Here is a 23,347-nt window from a genome sequence, read left to right as displayed (position 1 = left end):
AGTCAGAGCTGTTTGAAAAACGCCAGCAGCGCGGTGTTCACCTCGTCCGGGCGTTCCATCTGGACCCAGTGCCGGGCACCCGGGACGTCGACGGCGCCGCGCAGGTCGGGCGCGGCTTCGGCGATCCGGCTGGTGTCGGTGAACGCGCGGGTCAGGTCGCCGTCGCCGCACAGGTAGAACGCCGGCGGTGTGATCGGCGTGTCCCGCCACGCGGCCAGGAGCTCCCAGTTGCGGTCGATGTTGCGGTACCAGTTGAGCCCGCCGGTGAACCCCGAGCGGCCGAACGACTCGACGGCGGCGTCGACGTCCTCGTCGCTCAGCCAGGCCGGCAGCGCGGCCGGTTCGGTGAAGCGATCGAGGAAGCCCTCGCCGTCCCGGACGACCGGTGCGTCCGCGGCCCCGCCGAGCAGTTTGCGGAACGTCGTGCGCAGGTCCGCGCCCAATTCGGCCTCGGCGACGCCGGGCCGCTGGAAGTAGATCTGGTAGAAGCCGTCGCCGAACCGCTCGCGCAGCAGGCTCAGCGGCGGCGCGGGAGCCCGGAGCGTCGGCGGCACGCTGAGGCCGGCGACGCCGCGGACCACGTCCGGGCGCAGCAGCGCGGTGTGCCACGCGACGGGGGCACCCCAGTCGTGGCCCACCACGATGGCCTCGCGCTCGCCGAGGGCGTGGATCAGCCCGACGACGTCGCCGACGAGGTGCAGGAGCGTGTACCGGTCCGCGTCCGCCGGGCAATCGGTGCCGCCGTAGCCGCGCTGGTCCGGCGCCACGACGTGGTAGCCGGCGTCGGCCAGTGGCCCCATCTGGTGGCGCCACGAGTGCGACGTCTCCGGCCAGCCGTGCAGCAGCAGCACCAGCGGGCCGGTGCCCTGCTCGGCGATCTGCATGCGGAGGCCGCCGACCTCGATGGTCCGGTGCGTGGGCATTCGTCTTCCCCTGTTCGCCGTCGTCCACTCAGGACGGTACGGCAGGGTGCGGCGGGCGGCCGCCCGGCGGAGCCGTTTCCGCAGATCGCGGAACCGTTGGTGTGACGGGATTCTCAGCCGGGCGGCCGGGGTTCGGCGAGCGTCGTGGGCCGGGTGCGGCCGCGCAGGGTGACGTCCCCGGTCGCCGTCCAGCGGGCGGCCTCGTCCGCGGCCGCGGACTCGACGGCCGTCCACGAGGCGAGCAGGCGGCCGGACGCGTTCTTGGCCAGTTCGGTCAGCCGGGCGGCTTCGTTGACCGGGTCGCCGATCACCGTGTACTCGAAGCGGCGCGGGTCGCCGACGTTGCCCGCGACCGCGTCGCCGGTCGCCACGCCGATGCCGGCCGGGCCGTCCGGCACCTCGGCGGCCAGCCGGGCCGCGATGGCGCGGCCGGCGGCCAGCGCGCAGGTGGCGTGGTCGGCGAGTGGCGCGGGCGCCCCGAACACGGCCAGCGCGGCGTCGCCGACGAACTTGTTGACCAGGCCGTGGTGCCGGTCGACCTCGTCGACCACCACCGCGAAGAACCGGTTGAGCAGGCCGACGACCTCCTCCGGCGGGCGGCTCGCGGCCAGCGTCGTCGACCCGACGAGGTCGACGAACAGCACCGAGACCGTGCGGACCGTGCCGCCCAGCCCGGTCGACGTGCGCATGGCCTCGACCGCGACCTCGTGGCCGACGTGCTTGCCGAACAGGTCGCGCAGCCGTTCGCGTTCGGCCAGCCCGGCCGTCATGTCGTTGAACCCGGCCTGCAGCAGGCCCAGCTCGGTGCCGTCGTAGACCGGGATTTCGACGCTGAAGTCCCCGGCCCGGACGCGCCCGAGCGCGTCGCGGACCGAGGAGAGCGGGTTGACCACCGAGCGGGCGGTGAACACGGTGACCAGCAGCCCGAAGCACAGCACGACCAGCCCGAGCGCGATCACCGACACGGCGAGCTTCGTGGTGGAGACGTCGCCGCGCACCCAGGCCAGCACCGCGGTGACGACCAGCCCGGCCACCGGCACCCCGGTGCCCAGGCACCAGAACAGCAGCATCCGCCGGTTGACGCCGCCGCTGACCGGCCGCGGCGGCGCGGTGCCCGCCAGCGCCAGCGCCACGTACGGCCGCAACGCGAATTCGCCGAAGAGGTAGGCGATCGCGCAGACGACGACCGCGGCGAACGCGACCACGAGGAACTCGGTGAGCACGACCGCCGGCTGCACGAGCGCGGCGAGCCCGCCGAAGAGCAGCGTCGCGATGCCCCACAGCACGGCCTGCACGAAGGTCAGCCGCAACGGGACACGCAGGCTCGCGGCGCGCTCGGCGTCGGTCGGACGTCGTCCGTCGGCCGCCCAGCGCAGGGTCCGGAGGGCGCCGCGGGTGCCCCACAGCGTGCCGGCGACGACCGCCGAAACGACGTACACGGGTACTGCGACCGCCGTGACGCGGACCAGCTCGCCGGACATCCCGGGCGCCGGCATGAGCAGCGCCGCGAGCCCGACGACGACCAGCGCGCCGATCACGTTGGTGGCGATCAAAGCGGCCGTGAGCAGGCCTTGGACACGCCGGCGCAGGGCCGTGGCGTGCTGGTCCAGTGGTCCGAGCAGACCGGAGCCGAACGGCTCCGCCGGGGCGCGTCCTGGGTTCACCATCTGAGTGTACGGTCGTTCACTGAACTGACCGGAGACGGGTGCCGGGAGTATGTGTTACGGTTGGTAACAGTGAACTTCGGTAACACCTGACGAGGAGGTCGGTCGTGACGAGCATCAGCGAATCGGGCGTGTCGGACCGGGAGACCGTGGCGCGGCGGCTGCTCGACTCGTCGGAGCAGCTGTCCTACGACCCCGTCAAGGAGGTCGACTGGGAGACGCCGCTGGACACCGGCTACCACGGCGCGAGTCCGGAGTGGAGCACGCTCTACGGCACCTCCTACTGGGCCGACCTGACTCCGGAGCAGCAGCGCGAGCTGACCCGCCAGGAGGCGGCGTCGGTGGCCAGCACCGGGATCTGGTTCGAAATGATCCTGCAGCAGATGATGTTGCGCGACTTCTACGCCAAGGATCCGACCGATCCGGCGTTCCAGTGGGCGCTGACCGAGATCGCCGACGAGTGCCGCCACTCGATCATGTTCGCCCGCGGCGCGGCGAAACTGCGGGCGCCGGCCTACCGGCCGCGCCGGTTCGTCGTCGAGCTGGGCCGGGTCTTCAAGGCCACCGCGAGCGGGGAGGCCGCCTACGCGGCGATCCTCGTCGCCGAAGAGGTCCTCGACGTCATGCAGCGCGACTGGATGCGCGACGAGCGGGTGGTCCCGTTCGTGCGCACCATCAACAACATCCACGTCGTCGAAGAGTCGCGGCACATGAAGTTCGCCCGCGAGGAGACCCGCGAGCGGCTGAAGAGCGCCGGGTGGCTGCGGCGGCAGATCAACGCCCTGGTCGTCGCGATCGCGTCGTACTTCATCGTGACGAGCATGGTGAACGGCAAGGTCTACGAGAACGCCGGGCTGGACGGCAAGCGCGCGCGGCGCGAGGCGAAGGCCAACGAGCACCACAAGTCGATGCTGCGCTCCAGCTGTTCCGGGCTGATGGAGTTCCTGCACTCGGCCGGGCTGCTGACCAAGCCCTCGCTGTGGTTCTACAAGCGGGCGAACCTGATCTGACATGGCGTTCGCGATCACCCAGACCTGCTGCACCGACGCGACCTGCGTGTCGGTCTGCCCGGTCAACTGCATCCACCCGACGCCGGACGAGCCGGGCTTCGGGACGACCGACCTGCTCTACATCGACCCGGACACCTGCATCGACTGCGGCGCCTGCGCCGACGCCTGCCCGGTCGACGCGATCTTCCCGGCCGGCGACCTGACCGGGCCGCTGCGGGCGTACGAGGAGATCAACGCGGAGTACTACGCGGGCCGGGACGTCCTGGCGGACGTTTCGGTGGCGCCGAACTTCCACCGGTGGTCCCCGCCGTCGTTCGGGCGGGTGCTGCCGAGCGACTTCGCGCCCTTGGACGTCGCCGTCGTCGGCACCGGCCCGGCCGGGATGTACGCGGTGGAAGACCTGCTGCTGCACACGAACGCCCGCGTGACGCTCATCGACCGCCTGCCGGTGGCCGGGGGGCTGATCCGCTACGGCGTCGCGCCCGATCACCCGTCGACGAAGAAGATCGGCGAGACGTTCGCGCGGTTCCACGACCACCCGCGGCTGCGCCTGCGCCTCGGCGCGCCGGCCGGCCCCGGCCTGGCCGATCGCCACGACGCGGTGATCTACGCGGTCGGCGCGACCGAGGCCCGGCGCCTCGGTGTCCCGGGCGAAGACCTGCCCGGAAGCCTCCCGGCGGCGACGGTCGTGGGCTGGTACAACGGCCACCCGGACGTCGAGCCGGACGCCGTCGACCTTTCGGCGGAGCGCGTGGTCGTGGTGGGCACCGGCAACGTCGCCCTGGACATCGCCCGCATCCTCACGGCCGAACCGGACGCCCTCGCCGCAACGTCGATCGCGCCGGAAGCGCTGGCCCGCCTGCGATCGGCCAAGGTCCGCGAGGTGGTGGTGCTGGCCCGCCGCGGCCCGGAGGCGGCGGCCTACACGCGCCCGGAGCTGCTGGCCCTGGCGGCTCGTGGCGGCTTGGTGGTGGACGCGCACGACCCGCGTGTCGCGGCGGCGATCGAAGGCGACTCGCCGGGCGGGAAGGCGGCGTGGCTGCGGGAAGTGCCGCGCGAGAAAGTCGACTGGTCGACACCGCCCCCGGAGGGCCGCCGCATCGTGCTGCGCTTCCACTCGGCACCGGTGGCCTTCGGGGGCGACACCGAGGTCCGCGCGGTGGTGACGTCGGGACCGGAGGGCGAGGTCGAGATCCCGGCGGGCCGCGTGGTCCGGGCGGCGGGCTTCCGCGGGGTCGCGGTGCCGGGCCTGCCGTTCGACGAGCAGGCGGGGATCGTCCCGAACGAGGCGGGCCGGGTCACCGGGCGGCCGGGGGTGTACGTGGCGGGGTGGATCAAGCGCGGGCCGTCGGGCGGGATCGGCGCGAACAAGGCCTGCGCCCGGGAGACCGTGGGGACGTTGCTGGAGGACGCAGTGTCCGGGCGGCTCCCGGCGCGGCGCAAGGGAAATGGCGCGCGGAGGTTGCTGGGCCGCGCTTGAGCGTTGCCGGTGCTGGGCGAGCGAGGCAACCCTTCCGGCCGGGTGTGGGTGGCTGCCGGCGCGGCGCGGAAAAGGGGCGACGCTCCCGGCCGGAAACCGCGGTGGGAAACGGTTTCCGGCCGAGTCCAAGCCGGGCGATCCGCCGCTGATCCACTCCATGCGCTTTCCCGCACCGGCCACGATGAGCCGCCGCGGGCCTCGGGGCGACCCGGCTTTTCCGGCCGGCGCGGCGCACAGGTACGGCCCGCAGACCGGCTCCGGGGGCTCCGAGCGGCCGGGCGACCGCCCCGGGCGGGGGCGAGATTCGGACTGCCGAGAGCCGCGGAGCGGGGTTAGAATAAACCCGAATCAAAGTCTGATTCAGGTTGGAGGCCGTATGACCGGCCCGGAGCCCATCGAAGCGGGTGTCCGCCTGCGCCGGGTGCCTCGCCAGGCCCGCTCGCGGCAGAAGCTGGCCCAGGTGCTCGCGGCCGCCGACCGGCTGCTCGCCGCGGACGGCGTCGAGGCCCTGACGACCACCCGCGTCGCCGCCGAGGCCGGTGTCTCGGTGGGCGCGCTGTACCAGTACCTGCCGGACCGCGACGCCATCACCGAAGCGCTGGGCGAGGTGTACCTCGCCCGCCTTGAAGACCTCATGACGTCGTTCGCCGAGCGAGCGGCCGAGGAGACCTGGGCGGATCCCGTCGGCCTGCTCGTCGACGCCTTCGCCGGGCTCTACCGCGCCGAGCCCGGGTTCCGCGCGCTGTGGTTCGGCCGCGGCCTCACCGACGGAACCCGGGAAGCCGACCTCGCGCACAAGCGCGTGATGGCCACCGGCGTGCACCGCATCCTCGTCGCGCAGCACCTGCTGCGCGACGACTACGAGGCGGCGGTGGCGTGCCGCACGGCGTTCATCGCCGCCGACGCCGTGATCCAGGAGGCCTTCCGCCGCGACGGTTCCCCCGAGCTCCTGGAGCCGGTCAAGACGATGCTGCGGGCGTACCTCGGGCAGCAGCCCCGCCCGTAGTTCCCGTGGTGGCCACCAGGAATTCTTCGCCTCGCACGACCTGGAGCCCGTCGGTGCGGCCCGCGAAGTACCGCGCGTCCAGCTCGGCGCCCGAAACGTGGACGACGTCGCGGAACCCGGCCGCGCGGGCCATCGCCAGCATTTCGGCGGGGGAGAACGAGCTGAGGAACGGCGTCCCCGCCGCCTTCGCCCTGCTCGCGGTGGCTTGGTGGCGGGCGCGTTCGCCCTCTTCGAGCAGGTCGGCCGGCAGCATGAACGTCATCGCGAGCGTGGAGCCCGGGGCGAACCCGGCGATCCGGTGCAGCGTGGCCGCGTTCACCTCCTTCGTGAGGTACATGCTGACGCCGGTGGACGCCACCACCGCCGGTTCGTCCGGCGCGAAGCCCGCGGCCGTGAGCCGCTCCCACCACGACGCCGTCTCGAAGTCGACCGGCACGAAGTGCAGCCAGTCCGGTGCGTCCAGGCCGAGTTCGGCCAGCCGGGCGCGCTTCCAGGCCTGCGGGCCCGGCTGGTCCACTTCGAACACGCGCAGCCGGGACGCGATTTCCGGGCGCCGCTGGGCGAACGTGTCGAGCCCGGCCCCGAGGATCACGTACTGGCCGACACCCCGGCCGGCCTGCTCGGTGACCAGGTCTTCGACGAACCGGGCCCGGGCCACCATGCCGGCCCGGTAGCGGCCGGCGGTCGCCGGGTCCATGTCGTCGCGGTGCCGCCAGCCCTCGCCCGGGTCCGCGAGCCGCAGGCCGAGTTCGTCGGCGAAGACGTGCGGCGGCGGATCGACGGCGACGTGCAGGGCCCGCCACAGGGCCGTGCGCACCGCCGTGCTGTCCGGCGCGGCCACGTCAGGCCGCACCCGGCGCCGACAACGTCCACGTCCGCCCGTCGGGGTCGCGGACGGTCATTTCCCTTGTCCCGTAATGGGTTTCTTCGAAGGGGGAGACCACCTCGACGATCTCGCCGGCTTCGAACTCGTCCGCGTCGGGGACCTTGAACACGATCTGCGTTCGCGGTTCCCGGCTCTCGGGCACCTCGGCGATGAACAGCCGGGGGCCGTCGCCGTTGCGCAGCTGCCCGGAGTTGTGGTCGGTCGCGAAGTCGATCTCGTAGCCCAGCGCCTGGAAGAACTTGGCCGCCTTGCCCCAGTTGTGCGTCTCCAGGTACATCGCCTCGATGCCCTCGGTCGTCATGTCAGTGCTCCTCTTCGGGATCGGTCGCGAGGTAGGCGCGCAGTGCTTCGGCGACGAGCGCCGAGAGCGACTGCTCCGTCTCGATGGCTCGGTGCTTGACCTGCCGGATCAGGCCGATCGGCAGGTACACGTTGAACTGCTTGACGTCGTCATCGCCCACTCGCCAAGGCTAGCATGCTAGCAAGCTACCCACGCAAGTCCCGCCGACCGACCCTTGACGTGGCGTCGCGAGACGTCAACAATTCAGACGCAGCGCGGAATGTTAGCGCTAACAGTTTTCGACGACGAAGTCGGAGTCATGTCATGAAGCTGCGCCTCGGATTGTCCGCGCTCGTGCTGATCGCCGGAATCATCCCCGGATTCGGGGTCGCTTCGGCGAGCACGACCGCCGCGGAGGTGGCCGTCCCGCCGCCGGCGATGGGCTGGGCGTCGTGGAACACCTTCGCCGCCAAGATCGACTACCCCACCATCAAGGCGCAGGCCGACGCGCTCGTCTCGGCCGGGCTGAAGGACGCCGGCTACAGCTACGTCAACATCGACGAAGGCTGGTGGCAGGGCACGCGCGACAGTTCCGGGAACATCACCGTGGACACCGCCGAATGGCCCGGCGGGATGAAGGCGATCGCGGACTACTTGCACGGCAAGGGACTCAAGGCCGGGATCTACACCGACGCCGGCCGCGACGGCTGCGGCTACTACTTCCCGACCGGCCGGCCCGCGGCGCCCGGGAGTGGCAGCGAGGGCCACTACCTACAGGACATGCTGCAGTTCCAGCGGTGGGGCTTCGACTTCGTCAAGGTCGACTGGTGCGGCGGCGACGCCGAGGGTCTCGACCCGAAGAGCACTTATCAGGCGATCAGCGACGCCAACAAGGCCGCCACCGCGCAGACCGGGCGTTCCCTCACGCTCTCGATCTGCGACTGGGGCAAGAAGAACCCGTGGAACTGGGGTGCCGGGACGGCGCCGATGTGGCGCACCAGCACGGACATCATCTACTACGGCCAGACGGCGAACCTCGGCCAGGTGCTGACCAACTTCGACCAGGCGCAGCACCCCGTTTCGCAGCACACCGGGTACGTCAACGACCCCGACATGCTCACGGTCGGCATGCCCGGCCTCACCGACGCGCAGGCCCGCACGGAGATGAGCCTGTGGTCCGTTTCGGGTGCGCCGCTGCTGGCGGGCAACAACCTCGCGACGATGAGCGCGGCCACGAAGGCGATCCTGGCGAACCGGGAGGTCATCGCCGTCGACCAGGACCCGCGCGGCCTGCAGGGCGTCAAGGTCGCCGAGGACGCCGCCGGGCTCCAGGTCTACTCGAAGGTCCTCAGTGGATCCGGCAAGCGCGCGGTGGTCCTGCTGAACCGGACGTCCGCGGCCGCGACGATGAACGTCCGCTGGGCCGACCTCGGCCTGACGCCGGCCACGGCGCACGTCCGGAACGTCTGGGGCGCCACCGATGCGGGTGATTTCGCCACCGGCTACAGCGTGAACGTCCCCGCAGGGGACTCGGTGCTGCTGACCGTCCGGGGGACCGATGCCGCGTCGGCGAGTTACCCGGCGAGCGGCTCCCGGTTCACCGGCGTCACCGCCGCCGCGACCGGGCTCGCCGTCGCGACCTTCTCCTACAGCGCGACCGCCGCGCAGACGGCGACGCTCGCCGTGAACGGCCAGCAGCCGACCGTCCTCGCCTTCCCGGCCACCGGCGGAACGCCGAAGACCGTCTCCGCCGTCGTGTCGCTGGGCAAGGGCAACACCAACACCCTCACGCTCTCCGGGACTCCGCCGCAACTCGCGGCCGTCGCCATCCTGCCGCTGCCGGGCAGCACCGGCGTCCAGCTCGCCGGTGGCCAATCCGGACGGTGCGTCGACGTCGACGACAACGGCATCACCAACGGGATCCAGGCCCAGCTGTGGGACTGCGCCGCCGGGCCGAACCAGACCTGGGCGCCGGTGCGCGGACAGCTCGTCGTCAACGGCACCAAGTGCCTCGACGCCTACGACAGCGGAACGGCCAACGGCACGGCCGTGGTCGTCTGGGACTGCAACGGCCAGCGCAACCAGCAGTGGACGTTCAACGCGAACGGGACCATCACGAACGCGGTGTCCGGACTGTGCCTGGACGCGAGCGGCGCGGCCACCGCGAACGCCACGAAGATCATCCTCTGGACCTGCGGCGGCGGCGCCAACCAGCAGTGGACCCGCCGTTAGGCGGTCGACTCCCGGATCACCAGCCGGCACGGCCGGGTGTGCCGGCCGGGGGAGGGCTCGCCGTTGATCGCCGCCAGCAGGCGGTCGGCGGCGGTCCGCCCGAGTGCCTCCAGTTCCATGTCGACGCTGGTCAGCGGCGGCTGGCAGCCCAGCGCCATGACGTCCCAGTTGTCGAAGCCGACCAGGGCGACGTCACCCGGCACGCGGCGGCCGGCCGCCCGCAGCGCGTCCGCGGCACCGCGGGCGATCTGATCGCTGCCGCAGAAGACGGCGTCGAACGGGGTGTCGGCGCCCAGCAGCATCCGGACCGCCTGGCGGCCCCAGGCCTCGCTCCACTCGCCGAACAGCGGGGCCCCGGCCGGCTCGAGCCCGGCTTCGGCGAGCCGCCCGGCCGCGGCCGCCGCGCGCACGGTCGCCGAGTGGTGCCGCTCGGGGCCGGTGATGTGGGCGATCCGGCGCCGTCCGGTGGCCAGGAGGTGCTCGACGGCCTTGCGTGCCCCGCCGGCTTCGTCCGGCACGACGGAACAGTCGTTCGGGTCGGTCGAGCTGATGAAGGCGTACACGACCGGGATCGGCAGGTCCGCGCCGATCGGCGGGCGGGCGTGGGTCCGGCGGCCGGTGACGATGATGCCGTCGACCCGGCGGGACAGCAGCGTGCGCAGGTAGTACTGCTCGCGGATCGGGTCGTCGCGGGCGTCGCAGAGGAAGACCGACATCTCCCCGGCGCCGAGGGCGTCCTCGGCGCCCATCATCAGCGGGATGCTGAACCGGCCGATCGTGTCGGTGGTGATCATGCCGACGGTGTAGGTGCGCCCGGAGTTGAGGGACACCGCCGCGCGGTTCGGCTGGAACCCCAGCTGCTCGGCCGCCGACAGCACCCGCTGCCGGGTCTCCGCGCGCAGCGACCCGCGGCCGTTGAGGGCCTTCGACGCGGTGCCGACCGAGACACCCGCCAGCAGGGCGACCTCGCTGATCGTGGCCGGCTTCGCAACGGCGCCGGGAGTTTCCGAAAGTTTCCGCGGGGGCATGGTGGCACAGTACCTCCGCCGACGGCCGCGACCCAACACAACCCACGCCATATCCGGCAAACGGCCCCTTGACGAGCTGATCGATCGGCTCTAGCTTGAGTCGGAAACCGGTTTCTGAAAGTTTCCCGGTTCTTCTTCTTCGACACCGCAGGCGGCGGCCTCCCGTTAGGAGAGAGTCGATGACTTCGCACATCCGAACCAGGGCACGGTGGGGGCGTGCCGCAGCCGCCGTCGCCGGCGTCCTCGTCCTCGTGGCCTGCCAGAGCGGCCCGTCCGGGGCGGCCGCGGGGGACACCGCGAGCGTGGACGACGGCACCACGATCACCATGTGGACCCGGTCGCCGACGGCGACCTTCAGCCAGACGCTGATCGACGCCTACAACGCGAGCCACAAGAACAAGGTCAAGCTGACCGTCTTCCCGGCCGACTCCTACCAGCAGAAGGTCGGCACGGCCGCGGGCGCGAAGCAGCTGCCGGACCTCCTCGCGGCCGACGTCGTCTACGCGCCCGACTACGCGGCCAAGGGCCTGTTCCTCGACCTCACCGCCCGCGTGACGCAGCTGCCGTTCAGCGGCAGCCTCGCCGCGGCCCACATGAAGGCGGCCACCGCCGGCGGCAAGCACTACGCCGTGCCGCACGACATCGACCTGTCCGCGGTGTTCTACAACAAAGTCCTCTTCATCAGGGCCGGCCTCGACCCGGAGAAGCCACCGTCCACTTTAGACGAAATCTCGGCCGACGCGCGCAAGATCGCCGCACTCGGCGGGGACACCAAGGGCTACTTCTTCGGCGGTGCCTGCCCGGGCTGCCAGCTGTTCACCAGCTGGCCGATGATCTGGGCCTCCGGCGGGACCGTGCTCAACGACCAGGGCACCGCCGCCACGCTCGACAGTCCTCAGGCGGCGAAGGTCTATTCGTGGCTGCGGCAGCTCTACGCCGACGGCGTCGTGCCGGCGTCGGCGAAGAACGAGTCCGGGCCCACCTGGACGCAGTCCTTCCTCGACGGCAAGATCGGCATCCAGCCGATGGGCGCGACCGCGTTGCAGGGCATGAAGGAGGGGCCGGACCTGCAGGTCGGCGTGGCTCCGATCCCCGGGCTGACCGGGGGCAGCTCGTCGTTCGTCGGCGGGGACGTGCTCGGCATCGGCGGCAACAGCACGCACGCCGCGGCGGCCTGGGACTTCATCGCCTGGACGCTGTCGGACCAGGCGCAGGTCGACGTCGTCGCGAAGAACAAGAACATCACCGTCCGGTCCGATCTCGCGGACAACACCCACGCCAAGCAGGATCCGCGGCTGGGGGTGTTCAACCGGCTCGCGAGCCAGGGCCAGACGCCGATCTCGGTCAACTTCGGCAAGACGTTCAACGACACGAACGGGCCGTGGACGGCGACGGTGATCGACGCGGTCTTCGGCAGCGGTGACGCCGGATCGATCCTCAAGCAGCACAACACGGCCGTCACCGAGTCCCTCTCCGGCGGCAGCTGATCATGGTGTCGCTGCTTCCCCCGCGGGTGTCGGCGCCGGAGACCCCGGCGCCGACACCCCGCCGCCGCGGCTCGATCGCCCGGGGCCGCCGCCGGCTGGGGATCGCCTACGCCACTCCGATGGCCGTGCTGGTCGCCGTCTTCTTCGTCATCCCGCTCGGGCTGATGCTGTGGATGTCGGTCAGCCACTGGCCCCTGGTCGGCGCGTCCTACCCGAACGGCGTCAAGAACTACGACGCGCTGAGCGACCCGCTCTTCCTGCGCGCGGTCTGGTTCACGCTGAAGTACACGCTGGTCACGACCGTGGTGCTCAGCCTCGTCGCCTTCGGGCTGGCGCTGCTGGTGCAGCACGACCGGCGTGGCACCGGCTTCGCCCGCACGGTCTTCTTCCTGCCCAGCGCCGTGGGCCTGGCGTCGACGAGCCTGCTGTTCTACGGCCTGTTCAACACCGACTCCTCGGCGCTGAACCACCTCGTGGACTTCCTCGGGTTCGGCCGGGTGGACTGGCTCGGCTCCGGCGGCGGCGCGCTCGGCTCGACGGTCGGGATGATCACCTGGCGGTTCGCCGGGTTCTACATGCTGATCCTGATGACCGGCCTGCAGGGCATCGATCCGGCGTTGTACGAGGCCGCGCGCATCGACGGCGCGAACCGGTGGCAGATCCTGGGGCGGGTCACGCTGCCGCTGCTGCGGCCGACCCTCGCCCTGGCGATGGTGCTGTCGCTGACCGGCTCGCTGCTGGCGTTCGACCAGTTCTTCATCCTCACCGGCGGCCGCCACGACACGGCCACGGTCGTCATCGACATCTACCGCGAGGCGTTCCTGTCCCAGGACCTCGGGCGCGCCGCCGCGGTTTCGGTGGCCACGCTCGCCGTGCTCATCGTCCTCAACGTCGCCCAGCTGCGCCTGATCCGCCGGGAGGGGAAGTGAACCGGCTCCGGGCCGCGGGCGTGGGCGTCACGAGCGCCGCCCTGGCCGTGCTGTTCCTGCTGCCGCTGCTGTGGACGTTGTATTCGTCGCTCAGCGGGCGGGAAGCCGGGGACTCCGGGACAGACAACTACCGGCGGCTCGCGGACTACGGCAGTGGCCTGGGCACCTACCTGGTCAACACGACCGTGGTCGCGCTGGTCGCGGTGACCGTCACGGTGGTGGCGACGACGCTCGGCGGCTACGCGATGGCCCGGCTCGCCTTTCCCGGGCGCACGCTGCTGTTCCTGGTCACCCTGGCCATCCTGATGGTGCCCTACACGACGATCCTGGTCCCGCTCTACATCCTGCTCGGCTGGCTCGGCCTGCAGAACTCCCTGCTCGGCCTGGGCCTGGTGATGGCCGTGCTGCAGCTGCCGTTCGGCCTGTTCATGATGCGCAACTCCTTCGAAGCGCTGCCGGTGGAACTGGAAGAGGCGGCGCTGATCGACGGTTGTTCGATCGGCGGCGCGCTGCGGAGGGTGCTGCTGCGTGGCGTCCTGCCCGGCGTGGTCACCGTGGCGCTGTTCTCGTTCCTGGCGGCCTGGAACGAGTTCGTCGCCCCGCTGATCTTCCTCACCGACGGCGAGAAGTTCACCCTGCCGGTCGCGCTGTTCAACCTCCAGTCCGGCAGCCTCGGCTCGGTCGACTTCGGGGCCCTGCAAGCGGGAGTGGTGGTCTCCGCCCTGCCGTGCGTGGCGGTCTTCCTCGTCCTGCAGCGCTACTACGTCCGCGGCTTCACTTCGGGAGCCCTCAAGGGCTGAGTCATTCAACGGCGTGACAGGAGCACTCGATGACCGAACGCATCCTCGGCCCCGTCCACCCCACGGCCACCGCGAAGTCGGCGCTGCGGCCGCTCTTCCTCGGCGCCGCCGCCTTCGCGCCGGACAGCCTGCTCGGTGAGTGGCAGGCGCGCAACGCGACCCGGACCCTGCCGCACTGCGTCGAGCAGCTCGACGTAGCGGGCGCGCTGGACAACCTCCGCCGCGTCACCGGCGAGGTCGACGGCGACCGCCGCAACATGTGGTTCTCCGACTCCGACGTCTACAAGACGCTCGAAGCCGCCGCCTGGCAGCTCGGGCGCGACCCGGGCGACGCCGAACTGCGCGCGTTCCTCGACTCCACCGCGGCCCTGGTCGCCAAGGCCCAGGAGGAGGACGGCTACCTGAACTCCTACTTCAGCGTCGACAAGCCGGAGCTGAAGTGGCGGGAGCTGCACTGGAGCCACGAGCTGTACTGCGCGGGCCACCTGATCCAGGCAGCGGTCGCCGCCGCGCGGGCCGGGGTCGGGGCCCAGCTCGTCACGGTCGCGCGGCGTTTCGCGGACCTCATCGTGGAGCGGTTCGGCGGCGTCGAAGACGTCGACGGGCACCCGGAGATCGAGACGGCGCTGGTGGAGCTGTACCGGGTGACCGGGCACCGGCCGTACCTCGACCTGGCGTTGCGTTTCCTCGACCTGCGGGGCCGCGGCCTGCTCGACGGCGAGCGGTTCGGCTCGCGGTACCTGCAGGACCACGTCCCGGTCCGCGAGGCCGACGAGGTCGCCGGGCACGTCGTGCGCCAGCTCTACCTGCTCGCCGGCGTCGTGGACGTCGCCGTCGAAACCCGGGACGACACCCTGCTGGAAGCGGCCCGCCGCCTGTGGGCCGACGCGTTCGGCGCCAAGACCTACCTCACCGGCGCCCACGGCTCCCGCCACCGCGACGAGGCGTTCGGCGACCCGTACGAGCTGCCGCCCGACCGGGCCTACGGCGAGACCTGCGCCGCGATCGCGAGCTTCCAGTGGAACTGGCGGCTGCTGCTCGCCACCGGGGAGGGCAAGTACGCCGACGAGATGGAACGCGCGCTGTACAACGCGATCGCCGGGTCGACCGCGCTCGACGGCACGCACTTCTTCTACGCCAACCCGCTGCACCTGCGGACTGGCCACGACGGCTCGCACGAAGACGCCCCGTCGCAGCGCCTGCCGTGGTACTCGTGCGCGTGCTGCCCGCCCAACCTGGCCCGGCTGGTCGCCTCGCTGTCCGGTTACGTGGCGACCACCGATCCCGGTGGCCTGCAGGTGCACCTGTATGCGGCCGGGACGATCCGGACCACTGTGGACGGTGCCGACGTCCGCGTCGAAACCCGCACCCGGTACCCGTGGGACGGCCGCGTCGAGTTGACCGTGACGGCTCCGGCGCCGTTCATGCTGTCCCTGCGCGTCCCCGGCTGGGCCGAGGGTGCCCTGATCGACGGCGTCCCCGCCGAGGTCCGCGACGGCTACGCGGAGGTGCGGCGAGACTGGACGGGCGGCACCACGGTGACCCTCGACCTGCCGATGCCCGCCCGCGTCGTCCGCCCGCACCCGCGGATCGACGCCGTGCGCGGCTGCGTCGCGGTCACGCGCGGGCCGCTCGTCTTCTGCGTGGAGCAGGCCGACCTGCCGGACGACGTCACCCTCGAGGACGTGCGGATCGACCCGGCGGCGCCGTTCTCCGAGGCGTCGCTGCCCGACGTACCGGTGGCTCTCACCGCGCGTGGCCGGGTCGAAGTGCCCGCGTCGGGCGAGCTGTACGGCGCCGGGGACACCGCGCCCGGCGAGCCCGTCGAGCTGACTGCCGTCCCGTACTTCCTTTGGGGCAACCGGCAACCCGGCCCGATGCGGGTCTGGCTCCCGGTCGCCACCGAATAGCCGCCACCCCCTGATCGGCACCCGGGAGCGCACCCAGCCGACAAATGTTAACGCTCACAAAACCGAAGATTGCGAGGACTCGATGATGCGTCCTGTGTTTCGGCATTCGCGTGGCATGACACGGCTGGCCGCCGCGGCGGTGGCCTGCCTGGTGGCCGGGCTGCTCTCGGTGAGCAGTGCGCAAGCCGCGACCGCGTTCACCAGCACGATCGTCAACCAGGCCGGCGGTCAGTGCGCCACCGTGCCCAACGGGAACAGCGCGGTGCAGCTGACCCAGTCGGGGTGCACTTCCGCGGCGGGGCAGTCGTTCCGGTTCACCCCGGTGTCCGGGGACGGCTACACGATCAGCACGTTCACTTCAGGCAGCTGTGCGGACATCAATGGTGCGTCCACTTCGGACAACGCCGCGGTGATCCAGTACGCCTGCCACTCGGGAACGAACCAGCAGTTCCGGCTCCAGGCCTCGGGAAGCGCTTTCTTTCTAGTGGCGGTCGGCTCGGGAAAGTGCGTCACGGCGGTGGACGCCCTGCTCGTCCAGCAGTCCTGCGGCACGGCCACCGCGTGGCGGCTGCCCGGTTACCAGTCCGGCGGCGGAGATCCGCAGGTCCCGGCGGAAAAGACCGTGCGGGTGTGGCTGCTGCGGCCGTCCGACGTGCCCTACGACCAGCGCTACCCGGACGGCATCGCGAACGTGCTGCGCGAGGCCCAGCGCTACTACGGGCAGGAGCTCGGCAAAACCTTCCGGCTCGCCGACCCGGTGGTGCAGGTGGTCACCGGCGAGCACGTGAAGAGCTGGTACGAGAACACCCCCAACGGTGGCGAACGCTACTGGTGGGCCGTGTTCAACATGCAGCAGGAGCTGCTGCGGCGGTTCGACGTGCACGCGCCGGACACCCGGTGGATCAACGTCGGCGAAGTCATCGCCGAGGGGCCGGGCGCGGGCGGTGGCGGAGGCGGCGGCTGGGTGATCCTGTGCCAGCACGACGCCGACGGCGCGGCCGGGCTCAACGGCCCGATGAACCGCTGGTACGGCGGCATGGTGCACGAACTGGGCCACGCCTTCGGCCTGCCGGACTCCACCTCGACCGACGGCACGCCGATGTCGGCGTCGTTCTACGACTACCCGAACACGCACTTCAGCCAGAGCCAGAAGACCGCGATCTTCAACGGCCCGTACGGCTCCTTCCTCTTCTGAAACCCCTGAATCGGAGAACCCGATGAGACGTCCGGCCTTGCTCGCCGTCGCCCTCTTGGCGGCCGGCTTCGCAGTGGTGGCCCCGGCGAACGCCGCGGCCACGTTCACCAGCACGGTGGTCAACTCCTCGAGCGGCCAGTGTGCCACCGTCCCCAACGGCAACAGCGCCGTCCAGCTGACCCAGACCGCCTGCACCTCCGGTGCCGGGCAGTCCTACACCTTCACCCCGGCGTCCGGTGACGCCTACACCATCGGCACCTTCACCTCGGGCAGCTGCGTCGACATCTACGGCGCGTCCACCGCGGACAACGCCGCGGTGATCCAGTACACCTGCCACGGGGAGACCAACCAGCAGTTCCGGCTGCAGTCCGTCGGCACGAACACGTTCAACGTCGTCGCCGTCAGCTCCGGCAAGTGCATCACCCCGGCGAACAACGCGCTCGTCCAGCTGCCGTGTTCGAGCGCGAGCGCCTGGCGCGTGCCCGGCTACACCCCCGGCACGTCCGACGCCTACCAGGGCATCCCGAACCTCGCGCCGAACGCGTGCAAGAACTCCGGGCTGCCGCGGTCGTACGGCACGAACTTCCAGACGCCCGACGACCCCTACGGCCAGGGCTTCCAGAACACGACGGCGATCGGCTGGGACGGCAACCACTGGCCGGTCTTCAGCTACCTGTCCGGATCGTTCTTCGCCCGCGGCGTGAACACGACCTACAACGGCCTGTGCGGCGGGATGTACTCGTTCAGCGCCTACACCTACGGCGGCAACCCGGGTGCGCAGTCGGTGCAGTGGACCGAGGACAACGGCTACCTGCCGGCGATGACCACGTCCCGGACCTCGGGCAACGTCGGGATCACCATCAAGAACTTCGCCGACAAGGTGACCGTCAACGGCTCCGCGGTCATGCTCGTCTACACGCGGGTGTCCATCAAGAACACCGGCTCCGGCTCGGTGACCGTCCCGCCGGGTGGTTCCGGTCCGGGTCTCGTCCGGCTGACTTCGTCCGGTTCGGACACCGTCGCGGCGGGACAGACGAGCAACCACGACTTCGTGGTGGCGGTGGACAACTTCGGCAGCGGGGTCGCGCTGCCGACCGGCTCGACGTTGTCGTCGAACGCGCCGAACTTCGACACCGCCTACGGCCAGATGACGGCGTACTGGAACTCCCGGCTGGCCGAGACGAACACCTTCAGCCTGCCGAACACGACCCTGCCCAACACCGGCGGCCTGGCGAACCCGGGCACCGCGATGGCCAACGCCTACAAGGCGGGCACCATCTACAACCTGATCATGCAGGTGGGCAAGGCGCAGTTCTCCGGCGCCAACAACTACAACTGGATCCTCAACCACGACGTCCCCGGCGAGCTGACCGCGAAGTTCCAGACCGGCGACTTCCGGGACGCGCGCAACCTGCTGCTCACCGCCCGGATCTCCCAGCAGGACAACTGGGACGAGGTCGGCGCCAACTGGTACTGGGACGGCGTCTGGAAGACGATGGGTTCCTGGGCGACGTACCTGGCGAAGACGAACGACACCGCGTTCGTCAGCCAGTACTTCAACGACACCGGCTCGTGGGGGCCCAGCCTCCGCACCATCGCCCGGGTGAAGCACCCCGCCCAGCTCGCGTCGGACGGCACTCTGCAGGCCAACTTCGACAACGACTCCACCGGGCGCTGGCTGTTCAGCAACTTCTCGGCGTTGCAGATGCTGGCGTCCTACAAGTACATCGCGACCAAGATCGGCCAGACCTCCGAAGCGACGTGGGCGAACACGGCCTACACGTCGCTGCTGAACGCGTTGAACACCGTCGTCGGCCGCAACCAGTCCGCGAACGGCTTCAACTACCTGCCGTGTGAGGTGGACAAGCCCAACAGCGCCAACCGCTGCAACACCTTCAACGACGCCAACTGGGCCTCGCCCGGGTGGGTCGGGCAGAACCAGTGGTCGACGATGCTCTCCGGCGGCACCCTGACCGGCATCATGGGCGACGCGGGCCAGATCGACCGGATGTACCAGTGGGGCTTCAACCGGCTGTCGGCCAACGGCTACCCGTTCCCGACCTTCGGGGCGTTCAACGGGTACTCGACGGCGTACAACACGTCGTACTCCTCCGACGGGCTGTACTCCAACAACTACCGCGACCTGCCGATCACCAGCTACGCCTGGCAGCTCAAGACCACCACCGGCGGCCCGAACGCCTGGTGGGAGGCCAACGGCAGCGGGCCGAGCGCGACCAACCCGTGGATCGGCAGCCACGCCGGCCCGCAGTTCGGCGCGTGCCCGTACGCGTGGCCGATCGCCGGGCAGCAGCAGGGCCTGCTGGAGTCGCTGGTGGCCGAGGGCCTGGCGTCGAGCGGCTCCGGGCCGTACACGTTCACCCGGCCGCTCTACATCGGCCGCGGGGTGCCGAACGCCTGGCTCACCCCCGGCCAGACGATCTCGGTCGGCAACCTGACCAACACCTACGACGTCGCTTCGGGCAGCCGGTCCACCTACGGGGTTTCCCTCGCGGTGAGCGGCTCGAGCGGCGCCCGCGTCGTCACGGTGACGCTGTCGGGCACCCTGCCGGGCGGCGCGGTCGCCGTCCAGCTGCCGGTGTTCCTCTCCACCGGCGTGAACTCGGTCAGCGGCGGGAGCTACGACGCCGCCACGCACACGGTCACCGCGAACGCGAACACGGTGACCATCACCCTCGCGAGCTGAATCTCCCCGGGGTGCGCCGCGGGCGCGGCGCACCCCGCCCCAGCGAAAGGCGCGATGATGCGCGAACCCACCTTCGACCGCCGCCTGCTGCTCAAAGCCGTGGGCGCCCTCTCCGCGAGCGCCGCACTGGCCCCGGCCTTCGCCGGACCCGCCGCGGCCGCCGCCCGTCCCGACATCGGTGTCTCGGTATTCCCGTTCCCGCTGGGCGCGGTGCGGCTGCAGGCCGGGCCGTTCCTCGACAACATGAACCGGCAGCTGGCGTACTTCCGGTTCGTCGACGCCGACCGCCTGCTGCACACGTTCCGGACCAACGCCGGCCTGGCCAGCTCGGCCCAGCCCTGCGGCGGCTGGGAAAGCCCCAGCACGGAACTGCGCGGCCATTCGACCGGCCACCTGCTGTCCGGGCTGGCGCAGGCGTACGCCAACACCGGCGACACCGCGTACAAGACCAAGGGCGACTACCTGGTCAACGCCCTCGCCGCGTGCCAGGCGGCGGCACCGGGACGCGGCTTCCACGCCGGCTACCTCTCGGCGTTCCCGGAGAACTTCTTCGACCGCCTGGAGAGCGGCCAGTCGGTCTGGGCGCCCTACTACACGCTGCACAAGATCATGGCGGGGCTGCTCGACCAGTACCTCCTGACCGGCAACCAGCAGGCCCTCGACATCCTGCTGCGCAAGGCGGCCTGGACGAAGACCCGCACCGATCCGCTGTCCTCCACGCAGATGCAAGCCGCGCTGCGCACGGAGTTCGGCGGCATGCCGGAGGTCCTGACGAACCTCTACCAGGTCACCGGTGACGCGAACCACCTCGCCACGGCCCAGCGGTTCGACCACGCCCAGATCCTCGACCCGCTGGCCGCGAACCAGGACCGGCTCGCCGGGTCCCACGCCAACACCCAGATCCCCAAGATCCTCGGCGCGATCCGCGAGTACCACGCCACCGGCACGACCCGCTACCGCGACATCGCGGTCAACTTCTGGCGGATCGTGCTCGACCACCACTCGTACGTGATCGGCGGCAACTCCGACGGCGAGTACTTCCAGACGCCCGACGCGATCGCGAGCCGGCTGTCGGACACCACGTGCGAAGTCTGCAACACCTACAACATGCTGAAGCTGACCCGGCAGCTGTTCTTCACCGATCCGGCGCCCGAGCACATGGACTACTACGAGCTGGCGCTGTTCAACCAGATCCTCGGCGAGCAGGATCCGAACTCCAGCCACGGGTTCGTCACCTACTACACGCCGTTGCGCGCGGGCGGGATCAAGACCTACGCCAACGACTACGACGACTTCACCTGCGACCACGGCACCGGCATGGAGTCGCAGACCAAGTTCGCCGACAGCGTCTACTTCTTCGCCGGTGAGACGCTGTACGTCAACCTGTTCATCGCGTCCGTGCTGACCTGGCCGGGCCGGGGGATCACCGTCCGGCAGGACACGACCTTCCCGGCGTCGTCCGGGACGAAGCTGACGATCGGCGGGTCCGGGCACATCGCGCTGAAGATCCGGATCCCTCGCTGGACTTCGGGGGCGGTGGTGCGGGTCAACGGCGTCGCCCAGGGCAGCCCGGCACCGGGGTCGTACTTCACGATCGACCGGACGTGGGCGGCCGGGGACGTGGTCGACGTGTCGGTCCCGGCGTCGCTGACGTTCCCGCGAGCCAACGACGACGGAGGCGTCGGCGCGGTGAAGTACGGCCCGATCGTCCTCGCGGGCCAGTACGGCTCGACGGACCTCGGTGCGCTCCCGACGTTGCAGACGGCGACGGTGAAGCAGGATCCCGCGAACCCGCTGCGCTTCACCGGGACGGCGAGCACGGGCGCGGTCACCCTGCTGCCGTTCTCCGCCACGCACCACCAGCGGTACACGGTGTACTGGCGGCTGACCGGGTCGCCGCCCACCGGGACGTCGTACGAGGCCGAGGCGGGCACGCTGGGCGGTCAGGCCGCGGTGCGGAGTTCATCCGGTGCTTCGGGTGGTGCCCTGGTCGGCTATGTGGGCGGTGGTTCGGCGAATTACCTGCAGTTCAACGGCGTGAACTCGACTGCGGGCGCGCATCCGGTGACGATCTTCTACGCGTCCGGTGAGGCACGGTCGTTGACGGTGAGTGTCAACGGTGGTGCCGCGGTCTCGGTTGCCACGCCGGGCACCGGTGGGTGGGACACGGTCGGGTCGGTGCAGGTGACGCTGACGCTCGCCGCGGGCGCGAACACCATCCGGCTCGGCAGCAGCTCGGGCTGGGCGCCGGACATCGACCGGATCGTCGTCGGCTGAGGTGCGGTGAGGGCCACCTCGGCGAACCCGAGGTGGCCCTCACCGCCTCACTGCGCGGGTTCGCCGGACGGAACCGGGAGCCGGGTGCCCAGGGCGGCCGGGGTGCCGAAGTTCGGCGTGCCGTCGGCGTTCCAGGTGAACTTCTGGGCGCGGGTGGTGCGGTTCAGGTCGCAGCCGCCGTTCACGGAGTCGTTGGCGTGGTAAACGATCCAGTCCTCGGTGCCGTCCGGTGACTTGAAGAACCCGTTGTGGCCGGGCCCGAACACCGAGTTCGGGTCACTGCGCTGGAAGACCGGCTGCGCGGACTTGACCCACGACGACTGCTGCAGCGGGTCACCGCCGTTGTAGGTCAGGATGCCGAGCTTGTAGTCGGGAGTGGAGCAGTGACTGGCGGAGAACACGATGAACGTCTTGCCGTTGCGCTGCAGGACTTCGGCGCCTTCGTTGACCGCGCCGCCCACGGTCTCCCAGCTGTACGTCGGCGACGACAGGATGTGCCGCGTTCCGCTCGCCGTCCACGGGTTCGACAACGGCCGGATGAAGTTCGGCTGGGAGCCGTTGTAGAACGTGCCCAGCAGGTACAGCTTCCCGTCGAGCTGCAGGATGCTCGGATCCAGCTCCCAGGTGTTGTCCTGGGTGGGGTCGAGCAGGTCGGCCTTGAAGCTGTAAGGACCCATCGGATCGGTGCCGGCGCTCTCGAGCACGTGGATGCGCTGGGTCCCCAGGTCGTAGGGTTCCCGGCCGGCGATGTAGTACAGGTACCAGCGCGGCCCGTTCGGCCCGGTGAGCAGGTGGAACTCGGGCGCCCACATCGTTCCGGCGCCGTTGGGCCGGGTCAGGGTGAAGATGACCGTGTCCGGCGCGGTGGCCAGCCCGCCCAGCGTGCGGGACTTGCGCATGGTGATCGTCGAGTTCCACGTCGTCGTGGCCAGGTAGTAGTAGCCGTTGTAGTACTGCAGCCACGGGTCGGGCCCGTGCCGGCTCAACGGGTTCGTGAAGGTGGCCGCGCTCGTCCCGGCGGCGATCCGCCAGAGCCCGCTCGCCGCCGTCGTGCACGGCAGCTGCACGAGCCCGGCTCCGCTCGCCGCCGGGGAAAGGCACTTCCCGGAGCCGACCGAAACGACGGTGAACGTGTTCGTGCCCTGGGGCCGCAGCCGGAATTGCTGGTTCGTGCCGGAATGGCAGGCGTACTGGATGACGGTGGCGTTGTCGGCGGTGGACGCGCCGTAGATGTCGACACAGCTGCCCGCGGTCATCGTCGCGATGGTGTAGACGTCGGCGCCGTTCTGGTAAGGGGTGAAGGTGAAACTCTGATTCGCCGCGGACGAACAGCCGCGCTGGACGAGCTGCACCGCGCTCGAACCGTCGGGCACCTCGGCGCAGTTCCCGCTGCCCTGGTGCACCATCGTGCTGCTGAACGTGGTCGCCGCCCGCGCGGGTGCCGCCACGAAGAGGCCGGTCAGCAGAATGGCCGCCGCCAGCCAGGGTGATCGCCGCATTGTGCCCTCACATCGACCAGAAGGAGAGAAACCCGGA

At 70.7% G+C, this 23,347-nt stretch carries 18 protein-coding genes; 11 read left to right on the top strand and 7 right to left on the bottom strand.

The features are described 5' to 3' along the window. Positions 1 to 2: 2 nt before the first annotated feature. Both AB0F52_RS17775 and AB0F52_RS17770 read right to left on the bottom strand, forming a co-directional pair. Positions 3 to 923 (bottom strand): alpha/beta hydrolase, encoded by a 921-nt coding sequence (locus AB0F52_RS17775; protein ID WP_360171501.1) that lies wholly within the window; start codon positions 921 to 923, stop codon positions 3 to 5. Between the two features lie 113 nt (positions 924 to 1,036). Next, positions 1,037 to 2,587 (bottom strand): adenylate/guanylate cyclase domain-containing protein, encoded by a 1,551-nt coding sequence (locus AB0F52_RS17770; protein ID WP_360171498.1) that lies wholly within the window; start codon positions 2,585 to 2,587, stop codon positions 1,037 to 1,039. A 107-nt stretch (positions 2,588 to 2,694) separates the two neighbouring features. Between AB0F52_RS17770 and AB0F52_RS17765 the strand changes: the two genes are divergently transcribed. The 3 genes from AB0F52_RS17765 to AB0F52_RS17755 all read left to right on the top strand — a co-directional run bounded on the left by AB0F52_RS17765 (position 2,695) and on the right by AB0F52_RS17755 (position 6,083). Then, the gene (locus tag AB0F52_RS17765) at positions 2,695 to 3,597 is read left to right on the top strand and encodes a diiron oxygenase (protein ID WP_360171494.1); all 903 of its coding nucleotides are present in this window, start codon (positions 2,695 to 2,697) and stop codon (positions 3,595 to 3,597) included. 1 nt (position 3,598) lies between these two features. Next, positions 3,599 to 5,077 carry an FAD-dependent oxidoreductase gene (locus tag AB0F52_RS17760; protein WP_360171491.1) on the top strand — a complete coding sequence of 493 codons (1,479 nt, stop codon included), beginning with the start codon at positions 3,599 to 3,601 and terminating at the stop codon, positions 5,075 to 5,077. Positions 5,078 to 5,453: 376 nt separating this feature from the next. Next, complete coding sequence (locus AB0F52_RS17755) at positions 5,454 to 6,083, top strand: TetR family transcriptional regulator (protein ID WP_360171488.1); 630 nt, start codon at positions 5,454 to 5,456, stop codon at positions 6,081 to 6,083. On the opposite strand, the gene AB0F52_RS17750 is transcribed toward AB0F52_RS17755, so the two are convergent. The 3 genes from AB0F52_RS17750 to AB0F52_RS17740 are packed head-to-tail and all read right to left on the bottom strand — an operon-like array spanning position 6,037 to position 7,430. Continuing rightward, on the bottom strand, positions 6,037 to 6,924 hold the full coding sequence (locus AB0F52_RS17750; protein ID WP_360171485.1) for a class I SAM-dependent methyltransferase: 888 nt from the start codon (positions 6,922 to 6,924) through the stop codon (positions 6,037 to 6,039). The two genes, AB0F52_RS17755 and AB0F52_RS17750, sit on opposite strands and share 47 nt — an antisense overlap. Position 6,925: 1 nt before the next feature. After that, positions 6,926 to 7,270 (bottom strand): VOC family protein, encoded by a 345-nt coding sequence (locus AB0F52_RS17745; RefSeq protein ID WP_360171482.1) that lies wholly within the window; start codon positions 7,268 to 7,270, stop codon positions 6,926 to 6,928. A 1-nt stretch (position 7,271) separates the two neighbouring features. After that, positions 7,272 to 7,430, bottom strand: coding sequence for a CopG family transcriptional regulator (locus tag AB0F52_RS17740; RefSeq protein WP_013225262.1), 159 nt, complete (start codon positions 7,428 to 7,430; stop codon positions 7,272 to 7,274). A gap of 143 nt (positions 7,431 to 7,573) precedes the next feature. Between AB0F52_RS17740 and AB0F52_RS17735 the strand changes: the two genes are divergently transcribed. Continuing rightward, positions 7,574 to 9,481, top strand: a complete 1,908-nt coding sequence (locus AB0F52_RS17735) for a ricin-type beta-trefoil lectin domain protein (protein WP_360171478.1) — start codon at positions 7,574 to 7,576, stop codon at positions 9,479 to 9,481. Here the strand turns inward: AB0F52_RS17735 and AB0F52_RS17730 are convergent. Beyond that, entirely contained in the window at positions 9,478 to 10,509 is a 1,032-nt protein-coding gene (locus AB0F52_RS17730; RefSeq protein ID WP_360171475.1) for a LacI family DNA-binding transcriptional regulator, read from the bottom strand. The genes AB0F52_RS17735 and AB0F52_RS17730 overlap by 4 nt on opposite strands. 179 nt (positions 10,510 to 10,688) lie before the next feature. Between AB0F52_RS17730 and AB0F52_RS17725 the strand changes: the two genes are divergently transcribed. From AB0F52_RS17725 to AB0F52_RS17695, 7 genes are all read left to right on the top strand, one after another. Continuing rightward, a complete protein-coding gene (locus tag AB0F52_RS17725; RefSeq protein ID WP_360171472.1) occupies positions 10,689 to 11,996 on the top strand; it encodes a sugar ABC transporter substrate-binding protein in 1,308 nt (435 codons plus the stop codon). Between the two features lie 2 nt (positions 11,997 to 11,998). Continuing rightward, a complete protein-coding gene (locus AB0F52_RS17720) occupies positions 11,999 to 12,925 on the top strand; it encodes a sugar ABC transporter permease (protein WP_360171469.1) in 927 nt (308 codons plus the stop codon). Continuing rightward, positions 12,922 to 13,725, top strand: a complete 804-nt coding sequence (locus tag AB0F52_RS17715) for a carbohydrate ABC transporter permease (protein WP_360171466.1) — start codon at positions 12,922 to 12,924, stop codon at positions 13,723 to 13,725. Before AB0F52_RS17720 ends, AB0F52_RS17715 begins: the two co-directional genes overlap by 4 nt. A gap of 29 nt (positions 13,726 to 13,754) precedes the next feature. Further along, positions 13,755 to 15,635 (top strand): beta-L-arabinofuranosidase domain-containing protein, encoded by a 1,881-nt coding sequence (locus AB0F52_RS17710; protein WP_360171463.1) that lies wholly within the window; start codon positions 13,755 to 13,757, stop codon positions 15,633 to 15,635. Positions 15,636 to 15,750: 115 nt separating this feature from the next. Next, positions 15,751 to 16,830, top strand: a complete 1,080-nt coding sequence (locus AB0F52_RS17705; protein ID WP_360171460.1) for an RICIN domain-containing protein — start codon at positions 15,751 to 15,753, stop codon at positions 16,828 to 16,830. A gap of 22 nt (positions 16,831 to 16,852) precedes the next feature. Beyond that, positions 16,853 to 19,534: an RICIN domain-containing protein gene (locus tag AB0F52_RS17700; RefSeq protein ID WP_360171457.1), complete on the top strand. Its 2,682-nt coding sequence runs from the start codon at positions 16,853 to 16,855 to the stop codon at positions 19,532 to 19,534. 57 nt (positions 19,535 to 19,591) lie between these two features. Beyond that, positions 19,592 to 21,811, top strand: a complete 2,220-nt coding sequence (locus AB0F52_RS17695; RefSeq protein WP_360171454.1) for a beta-L-arabinofuranosidase domain-containing protein — start codon at positions 19,592 to 19,594, stop codon at positions 21,809 to 21,811. Positions 21,812 to 21,858: 47 nt separating this feature from the next. Here AB0F52_RS17695 and AB0F52_RS17690 read toward each other — a convergent pair whose 3' ends face one another. After that, on the bottom strand, positions 21,859 to 23,310 hold the full coding sequence (locus AB0F52_RS17690) for a family 43 glycosylhydrolase (protein WP_360171451.1): 1,452 nt from the start codon (positions 23,308 to 23,310) through the stop codon (positions 21,859 to 21,861). Between the last annotated feature and the right edge of the window lie 37 nt (positions 23,311 to 23,347).

The organism is Amycolatopsis sp. NPDC024027, assembly GCF_040638975.1.
Taxonomy (GTDB): domain Bacteria; phylum Actinomycetota; class Actinomycetes; order Mycobacteriales; family Pseudonocardiaceae; genus Amycolatopsis.
This window is presented reverse-complemented; position numbering and strand designations above follow the sequence as displayed.